Source organism: Gilliamella sp. B14448G11 (genome assembly GCF_016101765.1).
Taxonomy (GTDB): Bacteria; Pseudomonadota; Gammaproteobacteria; order Enterobacterales; family Orbaceae; genus Gilliamella; species Gilliamella apicola_N.
In genome coordinates, this window is sequence record NZ_JACFPX010000003.1 from 68,593 (window position 1) to 88,008 (window position 19,416).

At 35.3% G+C, this 19,416-nt stretch carries 20 protein-coding genes and 1 tRNA gene; 5 read left to right on the forward strand and 16 right to left on the reverse strand.

Going from position 1 to position 19,416, the window contains the following annotated elements; translation table 11 throughout:
* The first annotated feature begins 39 nt into the window (after nucleotides 1–39).
* Genes H3S88_RS02875 through H3S88_RS13330 form a run of 5 tightly spaced genes read left to right on the forward strand, consistent with a single transcriptional unit; the run spans nucleotide 40 to nucleotide 3,694 of the window.
* Entirely contained in the window at nucleotides 40–867 is an 828-nt protein-coding gene (locus H3S88_RS02875; RefSeq protein WP_198227648.1) for a DUF6708 domain-containing protein, read from the forward strand.
* A 52-nt stretch (nucleotides 868–919) separates the two neighbouring features.
* A complete protein-coding gene (locus H3S88_RS02880; protein ID WP_198227646.1) occupies nucleotides 920–1,741 on the forward strand; it encodes a DUF6708 domain-containing protein in 822 nt (273 codons plus the stop codon).
* Nucleotides 1,742–1,793: 52 nt separating this feature from the next.
* Complete coding sequence (locus tag H3S88_RS02885) at nucleotides 1,794–2,618, forward strand: DUF6708 domain-containing protein (RefSeq protein ID WP_198227644.1); 825 nt, start codon at nucleotides 1,794–1,796, stop codon at nucleotides 2,616–2,618.
* A gap of 52 nt (nucleotides 2,619–2,670) precedes the next feature.
* Nucleotides 2,671–3,507, forward strand: coding sequence for a DUF6708 domain-containing protein (locus H3S88_RS02890; RefSeq protein ID WP_198227642.1), 837 nt, complete (start codon nucleotides 2,671–2,673; stop codon nucleotides 3,505–3,507).
* A gap of 52 nt (nucleotides 3,508–3,559) precedes the next feature.
* On the forward strand, nucleotides 3,560–3,694 hold the full coding sequence (locus H3S88_RS13330) for a hypothetical protein (protein ID WP_255519009.1): 135 nt from the start codon (nucleotides 3,560–3,562) through the stop codon (nucleotides 3,692–3,694).
* Nucleotides 3,695–3,925: 231 nt separating this feature from the next.
* Here H3S88_RS13330 and H3S88_RS02895 read toward each other — a convergent pair.
* The 16 genes from H3S88_RS02895 to atpB form a co-directional block, all read right to left on the reverse strand.
* A tRNA-Asn gene (locus tag H3S88_RS02895) sits at nucleotides 3,926–4,001 on the reverse strand.
* A 106-nt stretch (nucleotides 4,002–4,107) separates the two neighbouring features.
* Nucleotides 4,108–4,698: a YiiX/YebB-like N1pC/P60 family cysteine hydrolase gene (locus tag H3S88_RS02900; protein ID WP_198227640.1), complete on the reverse strand. Its 591-nt coding sequence runs from the start codon at nucleotides 4,696–4,698 to the stop codon at nucleotides 4,108–4,110.
* Complete coding sequence (locus H3S88_RS02905) at nucleotides 4,668–5,258, reverse strand: biotin transporter BioY (RefSeq protein ID WP_086326248.1); 591 nt, start codon at nucleotides 5,256–5,258, stop codon at nucleotides 4,668–4,670. The genes H3S88_RS02900 and H3S88_RS02905 overlap by 31 nt, the downstream gene beginning before the upstream one ends.
* 109 nt (nucleotides 5,259–5,367) lie before the next feature.
* On the reverse strand, nucleotides 5,368–6,000 hold the full coding sequence (locus H3S88_RS02910) for an MBL fold metallo-hydrolase (RefSeq protein WP_065738215.1): 633 nt from the start codon (nucleotides 5,998–6,000) through the stop codon (nucleotides 5,368–5,370).
* Between the two features lie 20 nt (nucleotides 6,001–6,020).
* On the reverse strand, nucleotides 6,021–7,409 hold the full coding sequence (locus tag H3S88_RS02915) for an MFS transporter (RefSeq protein WP_198227638.1): 1,389 nt from the start codon (nucleotides 7,407–7,409) through the stop codon (nucleotides 6,021–6,023).
* 127 nt (nucleotides 7,410–7,536) lie between these two features.
* Complete coding sequence (locus tag H3S88_RS02920; protein ID WP_198227636.1) at nucleotides 7,537–8,502, reverse strand: bile acid:sodium symporter family protein; 966 nt, start codon at nucleotides 8,500–8,502, stop codon at nucleotides 7,537–7,539.
* A 44-nt stretch (nucleotides 8,503–8,546) separates the two neighbouring features.
* Nucleotides 8,547–9,344 (reverse strand): TatD family hydrolase, encoded by a 798-nt coding sequence (locus tag H3S88_RS02925; protein ID WP_198227634.1) that lies wholly within the window; start codon nucleotides 9,342–9,344, stop codon nucleotides 8,547–8,549.
* Nucleotides 9,345–9,352: 8 nt separating this feature from the next.
* On the reverse strand, nucleotides 9,353–12,553 hold the full coding sequence (gene recC / locus H3S88_RS02930; RefSeq protein ID WP_198227632.1) for an exodeoxyribonuclease V subunit gamma: 3,201 nt from the start codon (nucleotides 12,551–12,553) through the stop codon (nucleotides 9,353–9,355).
* A 280-nt stretch (nucleotides 12,554–12,833) separates the two neighbouring features.
* Nucleotides 12,834–13,259: a F0F1 ATP synthase subunit epsilon gene (locus H3S88_RS02935; RefSeq protein WP_039128292.1), complete on the reverse strand. Its 426-nt coding sequence runs from the start codon at nucleotides 13,257–13,259 to the stop codon at nucleotides 12,834–12,836.
* A gap of 26 nt (nucleotides 13,260–13,285) precedes the next feature.
* Nucleotides 13,286–14,668 (reverse strand): F0F1 ATP synthase subunit beta, encoded by a 1,383-nt coding sequence (gene atpD / locus H3S88_RS02940; protein ID WP_025314341.1) that lies wholly within the window; start codon nucleotides 14,666–14,668, stop codon nucleotides 13,286–13,288.
* Nucleotides 14,669–14,715: 47 nt separating this feature from the next.
* Complete coding sequence (gene atpG, locus H3S88_RS02945; RefSeq protein ID WP_025314342.1) at nucleotides 14,716–15,585, reverse strand: F0F1 ATP synthase subunit gamma; 870 nt, start codon at nucleotides 15,583–15,585, stop codon at nucleotides 14,716–14,718.
* 14 nt (nucleotides 15,586–15,599) lie between these two features.
* A complete protein-coding gene (gene atpA, locus H3S88_RS02950; protein WP_086325972.1) occupies nucleotides 15,600–17,141 on the reverse strand; it encodes a F0F1 ATP synthase subunit alpha in 1,542 nt (513 codons plus the stop codon).
* 11 nt (nucleotides 17,142–17,152) lie between these two features.
* Nucleotides 17,153–17,686, reverse strand: coding sequence for a F0F1 ATP synthase subunit delta (gene atpH / locus H3S88_RS02955; protein WP_025314344.1), 534 nt, complete (start codon nucleotides 17,684–17,686; stop codon nucleotides 17,153–17,155).
* A 13-nt stretch (nucleotides 17,687–17,699) separates the two neighbouring features.
* Nucleotides 17,700–18,170 (reverse strand): F0F1 ATP synthase subunit B, encoded by a 471-nt coding sequence (atpF, locus tag H3S88_RS02960; protein WP_065603189.1) that lies wholly within the window; start codon nucleotides 18,168–18,170, stop codon nucleotides 17,700–17,702.
* A gap of 24 nt (nucleotides 18,171–18,194) precedes the next feature.
* Entirely contained in the window at nucleotides 18,195–18,425 is a 231-nt protein-coding gene (atpE, locus tag H3S88_RS02965) for a F0F1 ATP synthase subunit C (protein WP_034901511.1), read from the reverse strand.
* A 36-nt stretch (nucleotides 18,426–18,461) separates the two neighbouring features.
* The gene (gene atpB, locus H3S88_RS02970; protein ID WP_065603191.1) at nucleotides 18,462–19,244 is read right to left on the reverse strand and encodes a F0F1 ATP synthase subunit A; all 783 of its coding nucleotides are present in this window, start codon (nucleotides 19,242–19,244) and stop codon (nucleotides 18,462–18,464) included.
* Nucleotides 19,245–19,416 lie beyond the last annotated feature (172 nt).

The following is a 19,416-nucleotide window of genomic DNA, read 5'->3' on the forward strand; positions in this document are numbered from 1 at the left end:
GAAATAAAAATAAAGAAAAAGGAATAATTAGGAATAACAATGCCATCACAATATCGTCCACAAATATTAGGCTGGATAGGGGATTTAGATAAAGGCTCAAAAAATATTTCAGGAGCCGATGATCGTTTACTGTATGCCAACGATAATTATTGTGCTTTTCTTCGCAAAACGTCATCTGATCAGATTTTTTATTTATGTGTTTTTACTATTGCTTTTATTCTTTCAATACCTTTAATTTATTTATCTATAACTATAATTTTAGATTTAGATTTAGATTCTGATGAAGATACTTTAATATTTATCACTTTTATTGTTATGTTAATTGCTTCTTTTGTTGGATTATACCTATCTATACCCGAAATTTATCAAAATCTTTTTACACGTCGAGGATGCCCAATAATCTTTAATCGTAAAACCAATAAAGTGTATATTAATGAAAGTTATTTCTTTAATTTTACTTCGTTTAAAAATCCGATTCATTTTTTACAGCCTAATAAAAAACGAATAAAAGAGTATGATTGGGCCGATTTACATGGGGTTGTGGTGCATAACTTTTCCACCTATTCACTCAATACTACTATTTTAATGGTGTGTGAGCCGGGTACGCATAAAACTATTGACCATGTGCTATTAGATCCACTGCGTTATGGTATTGGTAGTTATCAAGTCTGGGGATGGGTTAATAATTTTATGTGCTTTAACGATTTAATCAGTTTAAACGACGGAAAATATACGTGGGAGCAAGAAACACCTTTTAAAAAGGATATCATTCAAGATCAAGGTTGGCCGGAATGGATGGTGGAAGCGTTTAACGCCCTATCGCCCGAACACCTTACTGAGATTAAGCAAAAATATCATGTGCAATAACTAGATTGCTCAAGAAATAAAAATAAAGAAAAAGGAATAATTAGGAGCAACAATGCCATCACAATATCGTCCACAAATATTAGGCTGGATAGGGGATTTAGATAAAGGCTCAAAAAATATTTCAGGTGCCGATGATCGTTTACTGTATGCTAACGATAACTATTGCGCTTTCCTTCGCAAAACATCTTCTGATCAGGTATTTTATTTATGCATTTTTACTATAGTTTTTATTGGATTAATACCGACAATTTATTTAATTTTTTCATTACTATCTGATTTACTATATAAAAATGAAAGTTTAATGTCACTTATTATTATTATCGCACAAATTGCTTGCTTTCTTGCTATATATATATCCATACCCGAAATTTATCAAAATCTTTTTACACGTCGAGGATGCCCAATAATCTTTAATCGTAAAACCAATAAAGTATATATTAATGAAAGTTATTTCTTTAATTTTACTTCGTTTAAAAATCCGATTCACTTTTTAAAGCCTAACAAAAAACGAATAAAAGAGTATGATTGGGCCGATTTACATGGGGTTGTGGTGCATAACTTTTCCACCTATTCACTCAATACTACTATTTTAATGGTGTGTGAGCCTGGCACGCATAAAACTATTGACCATGTGCTATTAGATCCACTGCGTTATGGTATTGGTAGTTATCAGGTCTGGGGATGGGTCAATAATTTTATGTGCTTTAACGATCTAATCAGTTTAAACGACGGAAAATATACGTGGGAGCAAGAAACACCTTTTAAAAAGGATATCATCCAAGATCAAGGCTGGCCGGAATGGATGGTTGAAGCGTTTAACGCCCTGTCGCCCGAGCACCTTACTGAAATTAAGCAAAAATATCATGTGCAATAACTAGATTGCTCAAGAAATAAAAATAAAGAAAAAGGAATAATTAGGAGCAACAATGCCATCACAATATCGTCCACAAATATTAGGCTGGATAGGGGATTTAGATAAAGGCTCAAAAAATATTTCAGGAGCCGATGATCGTTTACTGTATGCTAACGATAACTATTGCGCTTTTCTTCGTAAAACATCTTCTGATCAGATATTTTATTTATGTATTAGTGGTATTATTACATTTTTATTGATTTTCATTATACCAGTATCAATATATTTACTTACACTAATAAAAATAGATTCTAATAGTCATAAAGCTATATTTCTGATTCCGTTAATTATTATTTTGTTTGTTATTACTCTATATTTAATGATTCCCGAATTATACCAAAATCTTTTTACACGAAAAGGTAGTCCAATAATCTTTAATCGTAAAACCAATAAAGTGTATATTAATGAAAGCTATTTTTTTAATTTTACTTCGTTTAAAAATCCGATTCATTTTTTACAGCCTAATAAAAAACGAATAAAAGAGTATGATTGGACCAATTTACATGGGGTTGTGGTGCATAACTTTTCCACCTATTCACTCAATACCACTATTTTAATGGTGTGTGAGCCGGGCACGCATAAAACTATTGACCATGTGCTATTAGATCCACTGCGTAATGGTATTGGTAGTTATCAGGTGTGGGGATGGGTCAATAATTTTATGTGCTTTAACGATCTAATCAGTTTAAACGACGGAAAATATACGTGGGAGCAAGAAACACCTTTTAAAAAGGATATCATTCAAGATCAAGGCTGGCCGGAATGGATGGTGGAAGCGTTTAACGCCCTGTCGCCCGAACACCTTACTGAAATTAAGCAAAAATATCATGTGCAATAACTAAATTACTCAAGAAATAAAAATAAAGCAAAAGGAATAATTAGGAGCAACAATGCCATCACAATATCGCCCACAATTATTAGGCTGGATAGATGATTTAGATAAAGGTACGAATTACCTTTCAGGAGCCGATGATCGTTTACTGTATACCAACGATAACTATTGCGCTTTTCTTCGTAAAACGTCATCTGATCAGATTTTTTATTTATTTATTTCCTTAATATCAATATTATCCCTTACTTTTTATATAATTTTTTATTTTTCATTTAATTTTAGTTTTAGTTTTGAAATCTCAATTGATAATGATGAAAAAATTATAGATATTTTATTATCATTAGGCGTTATTGTCAGTTTGTTTGCCATATATCTAATGATTCCCGAATTATACCAAAATCTTTTTACACGAAAAGGTAGTCCAATAATCTTTAATCGTAAAACCAATAAAGTGTATATTAATGAAAGTTATTTCTTTAATTTTACTTCGTTTAAAAATCCCATTCATTTTTTACAGCCTAATAAAAAACGAATAAAAGAGTATGATTGGGCTGATTTACATGGGGTTGTGGTGCATAACTTTTCCACCTATTCACTCAATACTACTATTTTAATGGTGTGTGAGCCGGGCACACATAAAACTATTGACCATGTGCTATTAGATCCACTGCGTTATGGTATTGGTAGTTATCAGGTGTGGGGATGGGTCAATAATTTTATGTGCTTTAACGATTTAATCAGTTTAAACGACGGAAAATATACATGGGAGCAAGAAACACCTTTTAAAAAGGATATCATTCAAGATCAAGGTTGGCCGGAATGGATGGTGGAAGCGTTTAACGCCCTGTCGCCCGAGCATCTGAATGAGATTAAGCAAAAATATCATGTGCAATAACTAGATCCCCCAAGAAATAAAAATAAAGCAAAAGGAATAATTAGGAATAACAATGCCATCACAATATCGCCCACAAATATTAGGTTGGATAGGGGATTTAGATAAAGGCTCAAAAAATATTTCAGGAGCCGATGATCGTTTACTGTATGCCAACGATAATTATTGTGCTTTTCTGCGTAAAATGTAATGGCTATATCTAAGATTTGCTTAGTGATCTGCTAAGATAACAAAAAAGCGTGATTGATAATTTTATTTTTTAACATATTGAATAAATTTAATTGTAGTATGGAGTAAGTAATTTTTATTTACTCGTTTATTTATGATTTTTAAAAAATAGATTAATAATGAAAAGTTAGAATAATAGCAAATGATAATTGAAATTTAGTGTTTTTATGGCATATAAAATGATGTGAGAAGTTGGCTCCTCCAACAGGACTTGAACCTGTGACATACGGATTAACAGTCCGCCGTTCTACCGACTGAACTATGGAGGAACCGAAATGTAGCGCGCATATTATAGATTTAATGTCGTTATGTCAATAGTTAATTATCTGAAATTTCTTTTTTGTTCAATTTTTAACTTATTATCGTTATTTAATATTATTTAAGTGTCAGGATTGTCTTAAATAGTTCTTTTTGTCTTAATAGCTGTTGTGGATGTGAGCCGAGCTCTCCTTGAGGGATCGGTTGTTTTAATTCTCGATAATAATTGATCCAATAAGGGAGAATCTGGTCAGTGGTTAAATTCTTAAAATTCATAGGATAGAGTTTAAAATAATCTTTACCTGATTCATACTTAAAAGCATAAGTAATAAGTTGACTACAGTAAAACCCTTTAGCATCCGAACGAAAACTGTGGTTATAGGGCAATCCTAAACAGTCTTGAACACGAATTAATGCATTTTTAATGATAGTTTTATTGCCAATCGTTGCAACCACATTATATTGGGCGGAGTCTAAAAAAGATTTAAGTGGTTGCTTGATTACTCCATGCTTTTGGGTCGCCTCAATCACCAGATCATTGCCGATATATAAGCCGACATGGCTTATTTGATTAATTATATCGTTTGAACTAGGCAGGAAACCAGAATGAGTAATTGCCTTATTAAATTCGCTTTCCTCATTCTGAGATTGAAAAATGATATCGCCAACTTGCATCTTTATTGATGTTTTTTCGCGTGATAACGCCATAATGAAAACATAACACAAGTCGCAATGATAAACTTGAGCGCATCAACACCAACGAAAGGTAAATAACCCACTTGTAATGCTTCGGTAAGTGAAATATGAAAATAACCCATTAAATAAGTTACACCAAATACAAAGATTAATTGATGAGCGCAAGCAAAGGCGATTAATCCTAAAAGGAAGCGACGATCATAACCTTTTTCGGCAGCAAATCCAGCGATATAAGCACTAAATGCATACCCATATAGGTAACCAGCAGAAGGTGATACTAGCGCCATAAATCCACCACTACCATTAGCAAACATTGGTAAACCGAGCGCACCTAAAAACAGATATTGGAGAATCGCTAATGCACCTAGTTTACGACCTAGACAAGCACCAATCAGTAAAACACCTAAAGATTGTAAGCTAAAAGGTACTGGGTACGTGGGAATGCTGATATTCGCCGCAAGGCCTAGCAATAGTGCTGCACTGGTGGTTGTACATAATTTGCGTTGCCAAGATGATAAATTGAACAGCGTGTTAATGAATGTAGGGTAATATGTTGTTAATTGTTGTTTCATTATTTTCTACCATTAAAAAATAAACAGTAGTGCCATAATAATACAAAAATTTATAATGTAAACTATTTTTGAATAAAAAAGTTTACATTATTGTTTTCAACATTTTTAATTAAACTAAGAAAGGATTGGTCATTCGTTCATTTCCAAAACTTGACATTGGACCATGACCAGGAACAAATATAAAGTCATCGCCAAGAGGAAATAGTTTATGGGTAATTGATGAGATGAGATCGGCATGATTCCCGCGAGGAAAGTCTGTTCGTCCAATACTGTTTTTGAAAAGTACATCCCCAACAAAAGCAATTTTATCTTTTACATTGATAAATACAATATGCCCAGGAGTGTGACCAGGGCAAAACAGGACATCAAGCGAGATATTGCCAATCTGAATTTTATCGTTCTCTTTTAACCAACGATCAGGTAAAAAACTTTCGGTATAAGGAAAACCAAATTGCATAGATTGTTGAGGTAAGGCTGTAAATAAGAACTCATCTTCTTGGCTAGGACCAATGATTTTGACATCATAGTGTTTAGCTAATTCAGCAGCTACGCCAACATGATCTAAATGCCCGTGTGTTAATAAAATTTGTTTAATATTAACCCCAAGTTTTTCAACTGCTTTTTTGAGTAATTCTGGCTCGCCACCGGGATCAATAAAGGCAGCCTCATTTGTTTCATCACACCAAATAATACTGCAGTTTTCTTGAAAATCCGTTACTGGAATGATTTGATATTGAAACATAATTGTTATCTCCTTGTCGCTTAATGCCGAGCCGTTAAATTCTCACCATCTTGTTTTTTCAATTGAGCAAAAATCATGCTTGATAGCATGGTTACAATACCCAGTATAACAAAGGTTAGTTGAAATGCGTGAATAGTCGTTGTTGTGTAACCAAATAATCTTACCAACAAAGCACCAAAACCAGTACCAAAACTGATCGCTAACTGTTGATTGACGGCCATCAAACTATTGCCACTACTTGTGCTTTCTCCTTGTAAGTTTGCTAACGTTATACTGTTCATTGAAGTAAATTGCATTGAATTGACGCCACCAATACAAAATAGCAAAATCCCTAATATCAAAAGTGGAGTACTTAAGTTTAATAACGACATTAAAAGGATTAAAATTCCTGCCAAAATGGTATTTGCTATTAACACGAAACGATAGCCTAAACGACCAAGAATCCGAGTAATAAAGAACCTTGTACAAATTGATGCAATTGCCATTGGCATTAGCATCATTCCTGCAAAAATTGCCGAATAACCGAATCCAACTTGTAGAAATAAAGGAATTAGAAAGGGCACACCAGAAATACCTAATCGACAAACTAAATTACCAATAATTCCTATTTTAAATGTTCTTATATCAAATAAAGAGAGTGGAAATAAGGGGGCTTGTTTCTTTTTCGCATAGCTGCGATAAATAAATAAAAAAGCAAGGCTAATGACAGCGAGAGCCAGAGGTAAATAATATTGTTGACCTTGATTTAAACATTCAACACTAAGGGTTGCACTAATAAAAGTAATAACGATAAATATAAATCCAAATGAATCAAAAGGCATATGTTCGCCTTTTATGTTCGGCATATATCTTAAGCTAATCATTACCCCAATAATACCAATTGGTAAATTAATAAAAAAGATCCAGTGCCAACTTACCATATCAACAAGGTAGCCGCCTAAAACTGGTCCTAGTACTGGGCCGATTAAACCCGGAATTGTTGCTGTGTTTAACGCTGCTAAGAACTCATTACGTTTGAATGCTTTAATCAAAACCAAGCGTGAAACAGGTACCATCATTGAACCACCAATACCTTGAATCACCCTTGATATATCTAAAAAAACTAATGAATTGGACAAAGCACAAAGCAATGATCCTAAGGTAAAAAGTGATACGGCCATCACAAAAATATTTCGTGTGCCGAATTTATCCGATAAAAAACCACTTACTGGAATAAATAATGCCAATGTTAGCGCATAACATATTACTGCTGATTGCATGTTCAAAGGTGATTCATTAAGGTCTTTAGCCATCGTTGGCAGAGCAGTATTTAAAATTGAGGTATCAAGTGATTGCATAAAAAATGCAAATGCGGCAATCCAAGGTAATATTCGATAAACAAAGGGCGGTAACTGTAATTCGCTATTCATTTTTTCAGCCTAAAATTGATTGATATGCTGGGGGAGAGATGGATCATAGTAAATCCTAAAGTTATACTCTCTTACGTGTGATTAGTGAGTAAGAGAGTGAATGAATTCTATTTTACAATATTCACGATTAATTTTTAGATTTTTTCTTATTTTTAACGGGTTTTCCTTGCCAATAACCAGCCAGAATCGAACCTGAAATATTGTGCCAAACAGAAAATACAGCAGCGGGTAATGCTGATAGAGCTGAAAAATAAGTTGTGCCTAAAGTAGCGGCTAATGCGGAGTTTTGCATACCCACTTCTAATGACATAGTTCGACAAGTTGATTCATCGAAGCCAAATAATTTTCCTCCCCAATAACCACCAAGTAAACCAATACCATTATGAATAATCACAGCAAAAATAACCGTTATACCAACTTGGCCAATTAGATCATGACTACCAGCGACAACAATACAGATAATTAATAAAATACAGATCATTGACATCAATGGTAAAAATGGTTCGCATTTTTTTACTATTGAATATAAGAAGTGGTGGACAATCAAGCCTAGAATAATAGGAATTAGAACAATTTGGATAATATGCACTAACATATTCCAAACCGGAACTTCAACAGTTGTACCAACGAGTAAAAGCGTAAGAATCGGGGTAACCACTACACCAACAAGGGTTGAAACCGACGAAATGGTCACTGACAGTGCTACATCACCTTTAGCTAGATAAATCATCACGTTGGAGGCAGTTCCACTCGCTACGCTACCAACTAGAACCATCCCTACTAATAACTCTGGTCGCATAGTAAATAACTTAGATAAGATTAAAGCGGTAAGTGGCATAACAATGTAATGCAGTAGGGTACAAATTATAACTGCTTTAGGCTTAGTCACAACTCTTTTAAAGTCATTAATACTTAACGTTACCCCCATAGTAAACATTACAAACATCAATAAGTGTGATGTATGTGGTTGTACTGGAACGAATGTATTTGGTGAAAAATAGGCGATTATTGCACAAAGAATTGCCCATAACGGAAATAATCGAGTAAGTGAAATGATGGATTGCACAAAAAGCTGACTATGACGTTGAGACATAAAGCACCACCTTGTGGCTTATTAAACTATTAATAATTAAATGGTTAATAGTGTATTTGGTTTTGGATTTTCATTTTATTAATTCTATTAAATAGCGTCAAGGTATTTGTTAGGATCGTTCTAGCGATTTGTTTAGAATTTTCAGTACGTAATTGACAAAGAATATTAAAAATATCGACAATGTTTTCTGGTCGATTTATTTGCCCTTGTCGACCACTTAAAGGCATATCGGGGGCATCGGTTTCTAATACTAGGCTTTCGAGAGGTAACTTTGCAATGGTATGGCAAGTTTTATTTGCTCTAGCGTAACTTATTACGCCACCTACACCAATATAATAGCCTAATTTAATAAATTGCATTGCTTGTTGATAGCTACCAGAAAAACCATGGATCACCCCACGACAAGGTAAATTAGCTTGATGTAATTCATGATAGATAACATCATGAGTTTTGCGAGAATGAATTAAAACAGGTAATTCATAACGTTTAGCTAAAGCCAGTTGAGCTCGAAAAAAAATAAGTTGCTGTTGCCAATCAACAGAAATGTCATATCGGTCTAAGCCGATTTCGCCAATGGCAACTAATTTGTTAGGAGAAGTACTAACGATATCCGATAATTTTTCAAGATCAGCATGGGAATGTTGATAGATAGGGTGTAAGCCCAGCGCAGCATAAAGCTCATCATACTGTTCAGTTAGTTTCAGAATTTGACTGAAATGATCTACTGATACAGCAGGTATAATTAAACTGGCAATTTTAGCTTGTTGAATACGACTTATTGAGTTGTCTAAATCTGTAACAAAAGCAGGGAAATTGAAATGGCAATGCGTATCTATAAACATAATGCCTCCTATTCTACTGTTACTTGATGTAATAAAATTGGTAGTAAAAATTGTTTAGCAAAATGGATGATCTGTTCTATCAGTTCATCGGTTAATTCAGGATACAAACGTTCATAGTAACTGTCGCACTCGGGTGATTGAAATGCGCCACCTTGCCAAGTATTTATAAGCTGACTTTTAGCTCTATCATTAGCAACAATTTCACCAGTTTTTTTATTATAAGCCGAAGTTAACCAACTCCATGCACTTTGGATTGGCATTAATAAAGGTTGATTGATACCTTGCAAAAATCCTTCAACTAATGAGGTTAAGTAAGTTAATGCCTCGTTGGCTTCTAAATGCGAAAATCGCCATTCTTGCTCATCACGACCGTAAATGCGACTTTGGTTATCAACTTTCTCAGGGTATAAAATACAATAAACTAAATGATCTATCCATAATGAGATACCATCACGAATTGAGAGTTTTGAGGGGCGCCAAGTTAAAATGCCATCGGCTTGTACATGTGTTAACCACCCCTGAAGTGGGTAATATTGCTTATCTGTGTTAATTGTTAAATTGACTTCCTCGCTGGTCATCTCTAACCGTTCTTGACGGATTTTATCTGCTAAAGATTGCATTGCTTCAGTTTGTTCATCATAAATGATCTCACCAAAAGCGCCATCAGGTAATTCACCCGTTAATCTTAATTGTTGATACAGAGCCTCTGAATCTTGGGCGGTTTGAGTAATTAAATGATTTAAAATTTGCACATTAAGTTGATAACGTTTTAAGCTATCAAGATTAAAGTTTTCTGCATCAGGTAAAGTATCATCAAGGTAACTGACATAAAAATTAAATCGTTTTTGTAAAAATAACCGAATAGAGTGCTGAAAGAATCGTTTTAATTCATCAAGATTAATATAATCAACACTTATAGCGGGTATTTGACTAATAAATGTTTGGCTTTCCCCTTTTTTCAATGCAGCAGGTAACCACTCATCAGCATAACTTTTCGGCTCTTGTAAAAAATTTAGAGGATTAAATGGCGTTCTGGTATGCAAAACCCTTAAAAAATTGAGATTTTTTTCTAAATTTTTGGTTGATTTACCATAATATTGAACAATATATTCCCAAAGTTCATCAACCAGTACTGACGGGTAACGTTCGCTATTATCTTTTATATCCCGCCCGACATAACTGATGTATAGTTGATATTGTGTGGATAAAATAGCTTCTAAAAATAGATAGCGATCATCGGTTCGACGGCTACGATCGCCTCGTCTTGGGTATTTGGCGATTAAATCAAAATCCAGCGGTAGTGATGTTCTTGGATAGTCACCATCATTCATACCTAGCAAACAAACTACTTTAAATGGAATGGATCGCATAGGCATCATAGTACAAAAATTGATTTTACCCACTAAAAAACGGTGTGCTAAATGATTTTGTTCTAAACGTGCCTGCATTGCATCATGTAAAACAGTGATTGAAATAAGGTCGGTAAACTGAGCTGTTAAACCACTATTAATTAATTGTTGCCATTCATCTTCTATCATTAATAAAATAGCATCGCGTTGCTGATTGTGCATAAAAAAATCATTAATTAATTCAAGGCAACAACCTTGCCAATCAGACAATGATTTTTCTTCATTTAAAATCGTAAACCATTTACGGACAACTTTAATAAACTCAGCTAATTGACCAATAAGTTCCGCATCTAATCCTGTTGCACCATCATAAGGTAAAATTTGTAACCATCCACCTTGTTCACTATTCATGGTATAACCCAGCAATAACCGTTCAAGGCCAAATAACCAGCTGTGTGCACTTTCAAGACCAAAGCGGATACCAGACTCAATAATCCAAGTTCGCAGTAATATTAATTGTGATTCATTTATGGAAAATTTTTCAGCTACGGCTGGAATTTCCAGTAAATTAAATAACTCTTCTGCGGTGAATCGACTATTTGGGAAGTTTAAAATAGCAAAAAAACCTTGTACGATGGGATCAATATTTCGAGCTTTTTGATCAGAAATGGTAAAAGGTAAATAGCGTTCATTACTGGCATTGCCAAAGACAGCACGAATATAAGGTACATAGCGATCAATATCTGAAACCATAACAATACAGTCGCGTAGTTCAAGATCGGGGTTTTCATCAAAAACAGATAATAGATAATCGTATAATACTTCGACTTCCCGTTGTTCACTATGGCAAGCATGGAATGAGATAGATTTATCAGAATCATCAATTTGTTTATCGTTTAAATCATTTTGATAAAGCTCTAAAATGTCTTGCTGAATTGCGTGCAATAGACATGTCCGTTCTTGATCAACAAATGCCTCAATATCCTGTTTACTATTAAATTCTTGCAATAAAAATAAATTGTCGCGGCCTAGTTTTCCCCACGAAGTTAATAGTGGATTAGGAATTTTATCGGGAGTATTTAAAATATCGGATAGTTGTTTTTCAACAATATCGCCCCAGTACCATTTACAAGGATTGTTAAACATCAAATGCACATCGATGTGTTGACCAAGTGCTGAGAGTAATGACAGATAAATAGGTGGAAGAGAAGTGATCCCAAAAATATAAACTCGTTTAGGTAAAGAATTTAACCGTAAACGATCAAAGTCTTTATCTAACAAAATATCTAATATTTGCTGATAAATATTGGCTCGGTGATAGGGTAGGCTGATTGAAATCAGTTGCCGCCATAATTCTGCTTGCCAAATTTCATCAGGATGATGATTTAATTCACTTACGGTTTGATTGGCTTCCCATTTTGCTAACCAATCTGGACGATATACCAAATATTGGTCAAATAATCGTGCTATCCGCGTTGCTAATTGATAGTTTTTGCGTTCTTCTTTATCAATATTTAGATAATGTTTGATTGTCTCAAATTCAGGTCGTTCAATGATCTTAGGCAATAAATAGTATAAACGCCAAGTCATTGATTCAACGTCATAGTTATTTTCAGTTGGTGAATCCGGTAAAAGGCTTTGATATATTTGCCAAATAAATTGACTGGGAAAGGGAAAATCAACATTGGCAAGAATACCAAGATCGTTGGCCAATTCAATTTGTAACCACTGTGCCATACCTTGGCTTTGTACAATTATCATGTCGGGCGTAAAAACCTGTTCTATGGGGTCTCTGCGCATTAATTCACTGACTAGGGACTTGAGTAAATCGACTTGATTTGAATGATAAATAGTAAACATAGTTACATTAATATTAATATAATTAGTCAGATTATCGCTGATTGTTATAAATAAATCTAGCTACGATTAGGTTGTGCATTTTTACAGCTAAATAATTTTATAAAATCCAAATAGATTTTAAAAAAATGTTAAAGAATATTTTTGAGATAAAAAATCGTGATTTTTAGATAGAATTATTTTTCAAATAAGTAGTTAAAAAAACAGTTAAGTAAAAATTAAAAAGGTTACAATTTATTAAGTTGTAACCTTTTATGGGTTTATCTAGTGATTAACGTATTTTTTATTGACCCATGCGACGAGTTAATTCAATAACACGAATTTTTGCCAAAGCTTTTGATAGTTCAGCCGATGCTTGAGCAAATGTCATATCATCACTTGGGTGATTAATATGTTCTTTTGCTTGTCTGACTGCTTCTTGTGCCCTGGCTTCGTCTAAGTCTTCACCACGAATTGCCGTATCGGCTAAGATTGTGACGATGTTGGGTTGAACTTCTAAGACGCCACCAGAAAGGTAGATAAACTCTTCTTCACCATCCGCTTTTACAATACCTACCATACCCGGTTTAATCATTGTAAGTAGAGGAGTGTGACCTGGATAGATCCCAAGTTCACCTTCTTGACCTGTGACTCTGATTCGCTGAACATCACCCGAAAACAGGTGAGATTCAGCACTAACAACTTCTAATTGATAGGAAGTTAGTGCCATAATACTATCTCCGTTCAATGAATCTCTTAGAGAGATTTAGCTTTCTCAATTGCTTCGTCGATTGAACCAACCATATAGAATGCTTGTTCAGGAATGTGGTCGTAGTCACCGTTCATAATTCCTTTAAAAGCACTGATGGTATCTTTCAATGGTACATATTTACCAGGAGATCCTGTAAATACTTCTGCAACGAAGAATGGTTGAGATAAGAATCGTTGAATTTTACGTGCACGAGCAACGGTTAATTTATCATCTTCTGATAATTCATCCATACCAAGAATTGCAATAATATCTTTTAATTCTTGATAGCGTTGTAAAATTGACTGAACGCCACGAGCACAATCATAGTGTTCTTGACCAACAACAAGTGGATCTAATTGACGGCTGGTTGAATCTAATGGATCCACCGCAGGATAGATACCTAATGAGGCGATTTGACGACTCAATACGATTGTTGCATCTAAGTGAGCAAAGGTGGTTGCTGGCGACGGGTCAGTCAAGTCATCGGCAGGTACATATACCGCCTGAATTGAGGTGATTGAACCTGTTTTAGTTGAAGTGATACGTTCTTGTAATAAGCCCATCTCTTCTGCTAATGTTGGTTGGTAACCTACCGCAGATGGCATACGACCTAATAATGCAGATACTTCAGTACCCGCTAAGGTGTAACGGTAAATATTATCGATGAATAATAATACGTCTTTACCTTCGTCTCGGAATTTTTCAGCCATGGTTAAACCAGTTAACGCTACGCGTAGACGGTTTCCTGGTGGCTCATTCATCTGACCGTATACTAACGATACTTTATCAAGTACGTTTGATTCTTTCATCTCATGATAGAAGTCATTACCTTCACGGGTACGTTCACCCACCCCAGTAAACACTGAGTAACCAGAGTGTTCAATAGCGATGTTACGGATTAATTCCATCATATTAACGGTTTTACCCACACCCGCACCGCCGAATAGACCAACTTTACCACCTTTAGCAAATGGACAAATTAAGTCGATAACTTTGATACCTGTTTCAAGTAACTCAGTTGAGTTAGCGAGTTCTTCATAAGTTGGTGCTGCGCGGTGAATTGCCCAACGCTCTTCCTCACCAATTGGACCTGCTTTATCAACAGGATCACCTAGTACGTTCATAATACGACCAAGTGTTTTAGTACCTACGGGTACTTCAATACCGTGACCTGTGTTTACTACTTTAAGTCCACGTCTTAAACCATCAGATGATCCCATTGCGATACAACAGACAACGCCACCACCTAATTGTTGCTGAACTTCCAGAACTAATTTTTCAGTGCCAGTTTCCACTTCTAATGCATCATATACCTTCGGTACTGCATCTTCTGGGAATTCGACATCAACCACCGCACCGATGATCTGGACAATCTTTCCAGTAGCCATTTTTAATCCTCTACGTCTTTTTCTTAACTATAAGCCAATATTTAGCACTAACCTGAAACAGCGGCTGCACCGGATACAATATCAATCAATTCATTTGTGATAGCACCTTGACGTGCTTTGTTATACACAATTTGTAATTCATTAATTAGGTTTGCACCGTTATCTGTTGCTGCTTTCATGGCCACCATTCTTGCCGCTTGTTCACTCGCTAGATTGTCAACCACAGCTTGATAGACTTGTGATTCAATATAACGACGTAAAATCACATCTAATAGTGATTTAGCATCTGGCTCATAAATATAATCCCACGATGAAGCTTTAAGTGCTTTATCTTCTGATGGTGGTAATGGTAATAATTGCTGTATTGTTGGTTTTTGCGACATAGTATTAATAAATTTATTAGTAACAATATATAATTTATCAATATTACCTTTGTCATATGCCTCAAGCATTGTTTTTACCGGTCCAATTAAATCGGATAAAGTTGGTTCATCACCTAAATTCGTGACTTGTGTTAAGATGTTTGTTTTTACTGATGAGAAAAATGAAACACCCCGAGAACCAATTAAAGCAACATCTGCTTCAACATTTTTTTCCTGCCATGCTGACATATCAGCAATGACAGTTTTGAAAAGATTGATATTTAAACCACCGCATAAACCACGATCGGTTGAAATGATAAGATAGCCAACTCGCTTTACATCTCTTTCTTCTAAATAAGGATGCTTGGCGCCTATCTGAGCTAACGCTAAATGTCCAATTACTTCACGAATCATTTCAGCATATGGACGACTTGCTGCCATTCTATCTTGTGTTTTACGCATTTTAGAATTGGCAACCATTTCCATCGCTTTAGTGATCTTTTGCGTACTTTGGATACTGGCAATTTTTGTTCTAATCTCTTTTGCATTAGCCATTTTTTACCTCACCCTTACCAAGTTTGAGTTGATTTAAAGCTTTCAAGTAATTCTTTTAACTTACTTTCAATCTCATCATTGTAATTACCCGTTTCGTCGATTTGTTTGACAAAATCAGCATATTGACTATGGGCATAAGCAAGGAGTGCCGTTTCAAATGGTAATACTTTAGCGAGTTCTACATCTTCAAGATAACCACGTTCAGCAGCGTAAAGTACAATTGATTGCTCAGCAACAGTCATAGGAGAGTATTGCTTTTGTTTCAATAATTCAGTTACTTTTTCACCATGACTTAATTGGTTTCTTGTTGCTTCATCTAAGTCAGAAGCAAATTGTGAGAACGCAGCTAATTCACGATATTGTGCAAGTGCCGTACGAATACCACCTGATAATTTTTTCATTATTTTGGTTTGCGCAGCACCACCAACACGAGAAACCGAAATACCCGGGTTAACCGCAGGGCGAATACCTGAGTTAAATAGGCTTGTTTCAAGGAAGATCTGACCATCAGTAATTGAAATTACGTTAGTTGGTACGAATGCCGATACGTCACCAGCTTGTGTTTCGATAATTGGTAATGCTGTTAATGAACCTGTTTTACCTTTTACTTCACCTTTAGTAAATTCTTCAACATAAGCTTCGTTAACACGAGCTGCACGTTCAAGTAAACGAGAATGAAGATAGAATACATCACCAGGATATGCTTCACGTCCAGGTGGGCGACGAAGTAATAACGAAATTTGACGGTAAGCAACCGCTTGTTTAGATAGATCATCATAAACAATTAATGCATCTTGACCACGATCGCGGAAGTATTCACCCATGGCACAACCCGCGTAAGGTGCTAAATATTGTAATGCAGCTGATTCAGATGCTGAAGCTACAACAACGATAGTATTTTTTAATGCACCATGTTCTTCAAGTTTACGTACTACGTTTGCAATAGTTGACTGTTTTTGCCCAATTGCTACATAGATACATTTTACACCCGAATCACGTTGGTTAATGATTGCATCGATTGCTAATGCTGTTTTACCTGTTTGACGGTCACCGATAATAAGTTCACGCTGACCACGACCAATTGGAATCATTGAGTCGACGGCTTTATAACCTGTTTGTAATGCTTGATCGACTGATTGACGCTCGATAACACCTGGTGCGACAACTTCAACCGGCGAAAATCCATCATGTTGAATTGAGCCTTTGCCATCGATAGGTTCACCAAGTGTATTGATAACACGACCTAATAAGCCTTCACCAACGGGTACCTGTAAAATACGGCCAGTACATTGTACTTTCATCCCTTCCGATAAGTCTTCGTATGGTCCCATAACCACCGCACCGACTGAGTCTCGTTCTAGGTTTAATGCCATTGCATATCGATTACCAGGTAATGCAATCATTTCGCCTTGCATTACATCGGTTAATCCGTGAATTCGAAGAATACCATCACTTACTGAGATGATTGTTCCTTCATTGTGAGCATCACTCACAATATTGAACTGAGCTATCCGCTCTTTAATTAGTTCACTTATTTCAGTTGAATTTAGCTGCATTATCAGTCCCCTTAAGACTGTAGAGCGTCATTTAAACGATTTAAACGCCCTCTGATACTACTATCAATAACCATATCGCCCGTACGAATAATAAAACCAGAAATGAGCGATTTATCTATATGACATTTTAGTTTTACTTTTCGTGATAAACGTTTTTCGACAGCGATAGAAATTTTATTAAGTTGTTCGCTAGTTAGCTCATTAGCCGAAATGACATCAACATCTGCTTGAGCATCTTTATCTAAACAATATTGTTCAAACAAAGTTAAAACTTCAGGAAGAAGTGATAATCGTTTGTTTTCAGCCATAACTTTAATAAAATTAGTGCTAAACTCATCTAATACATCTTTACAGATGTTGATGAGTAAATTAGCCACCGAATCAGTTTTCATATCAGATGTTAGGATACTTCTTACTTGTGCATCTTTGCTTACTTGAGAAGTTAATACCAACATTTTATGCCATGATTCGATACTGTTTCTTTCTACCGCAAAATCAAAAGCGGCTTTAGCATAAGGACGAGCAATTGTAATTAAGTCAGCCATTGCTCTATTCTCCTTATAATTCAGCTACGAGTTTATCAATGATGTCGCTATTTGCGGCTTCATTAACAGAACGTTCAATAATTTTTTCTGCACCGGCAATAGCGAGTGTAGCGACTTGTTGTTTAAGCTCTTCTCTAGCGCGTTTGCGTTCAGCTTCTACTTCGGCAAGTCCTTGAGCAACAATACGTTCTTTTTCGCGGATCGCTTCTTGTTGTGCTTCTTCAAGAATGATAGCTTTGCGTTTGTTTGCTTGCTCAATAATTGCATTAGCCTCTACCTTAGCCTGTTGCATTATGTCAGATGTATTTGCTTTGGCTAATTCCAAATCTTTTTTTGCTGTTTCTGCTGAAGCAAGACCGTCTGCTATCTCTTTTTGGCGTTTTTCAATCGCATTAATAACAGGTGGCCAAATAAACTTCATGCAGAACCAAACAAACAATACAAATGTAATTGCTTGGCCGAGGAGAGTTGCGTTCATATTCATGAGACGATTCCTCTTAAAAGTTTATTAACCGGCAACAGCAAAAATAACATAAAGTGCAATACCCACACAGATCATTGGAATTGCATCAACTAAGCCCATAACGATAAAGAATTGGGTACGTAACATAGGCATTAATTCAGGTTGACGAGCGGCACCTTCTAGGAATTTACCACCTAGTAATCCAATACCAACTGCACCACCAATTGCAGCTAATCCCATCATTATGCCCGCGGCTACAAATAACATACTATCCATTATATACTCCAGTTTATTATCAAAAAAATATTGAAATTAGTGATCTTCCGTTGCCGATGCCATTGCTAAATAGACGATCGTCAACACCATAAAAATAAAAGCTTGTAACGTAATAATTAAAATATGGAATATGGCCCAAGGTAATGAGAGTATCCATTGTGACCACCAAGGTAATAGTGCAGCAATTAAGATAAAGATAAGTTCACCAGCATACATATTACCGAAAAGTCGAAGTCCTAAAGAAACTGGTTTAGCTAATAAGCTAACAAGTTCAAGGATTAAATTGATTGGCGCAAATGCCCAATGATTAAAAGGATGAAGTGTATATTCTTTAATAAATCCAGAAATACCTTTGTATTTAATTGAATAGATTATGATAAGAATAAATACGCCTAATGACATTGACATTGTGATACTGACATCTGCAGAAGGGACGACTCTTAAATGCGAAAGACCTAAATATTGTGCAGCGTAAGGTAAAAAGTCTACTGGAATGAGATCCATTAAGTTCATCAAAAATACCCAAGTAAACACAGTTAAGGCTAACGGCGCAATGAGTTTATTTTGACCAGTGAACATGTCTTTAACGGTGTTATTAACAAATTCAAAGAGCATTTCTACTGCACATTGCAATTTACTTGGTACACCACTGGTAGCTTTTTTAGCTACGCGATGAAATATCCATAAAAAGATAACACCAAGTACAATTGAAAAGAACAACGAGTCCAGATTAAAGGTCCAAAAACCAGAACCTACTTGCAAGTTCTCAAGATGATGCTTGATATAAGCTTGTGGTGAAGCTGGAGAGGAAACTGACATAAAACCCTCTTACCTTATTCCTAAAATTTAAAAATACTGCTTACATTCCTTTCAATAAAGATATAAGCAATCGCTGTAATAATTCGAAGCTACTATTTTAAACCTAATTGCCTATAATAAGTCAACCTTTGATTAACTAAATTAAGAATTTAGACACTTTTTACTAAATTTG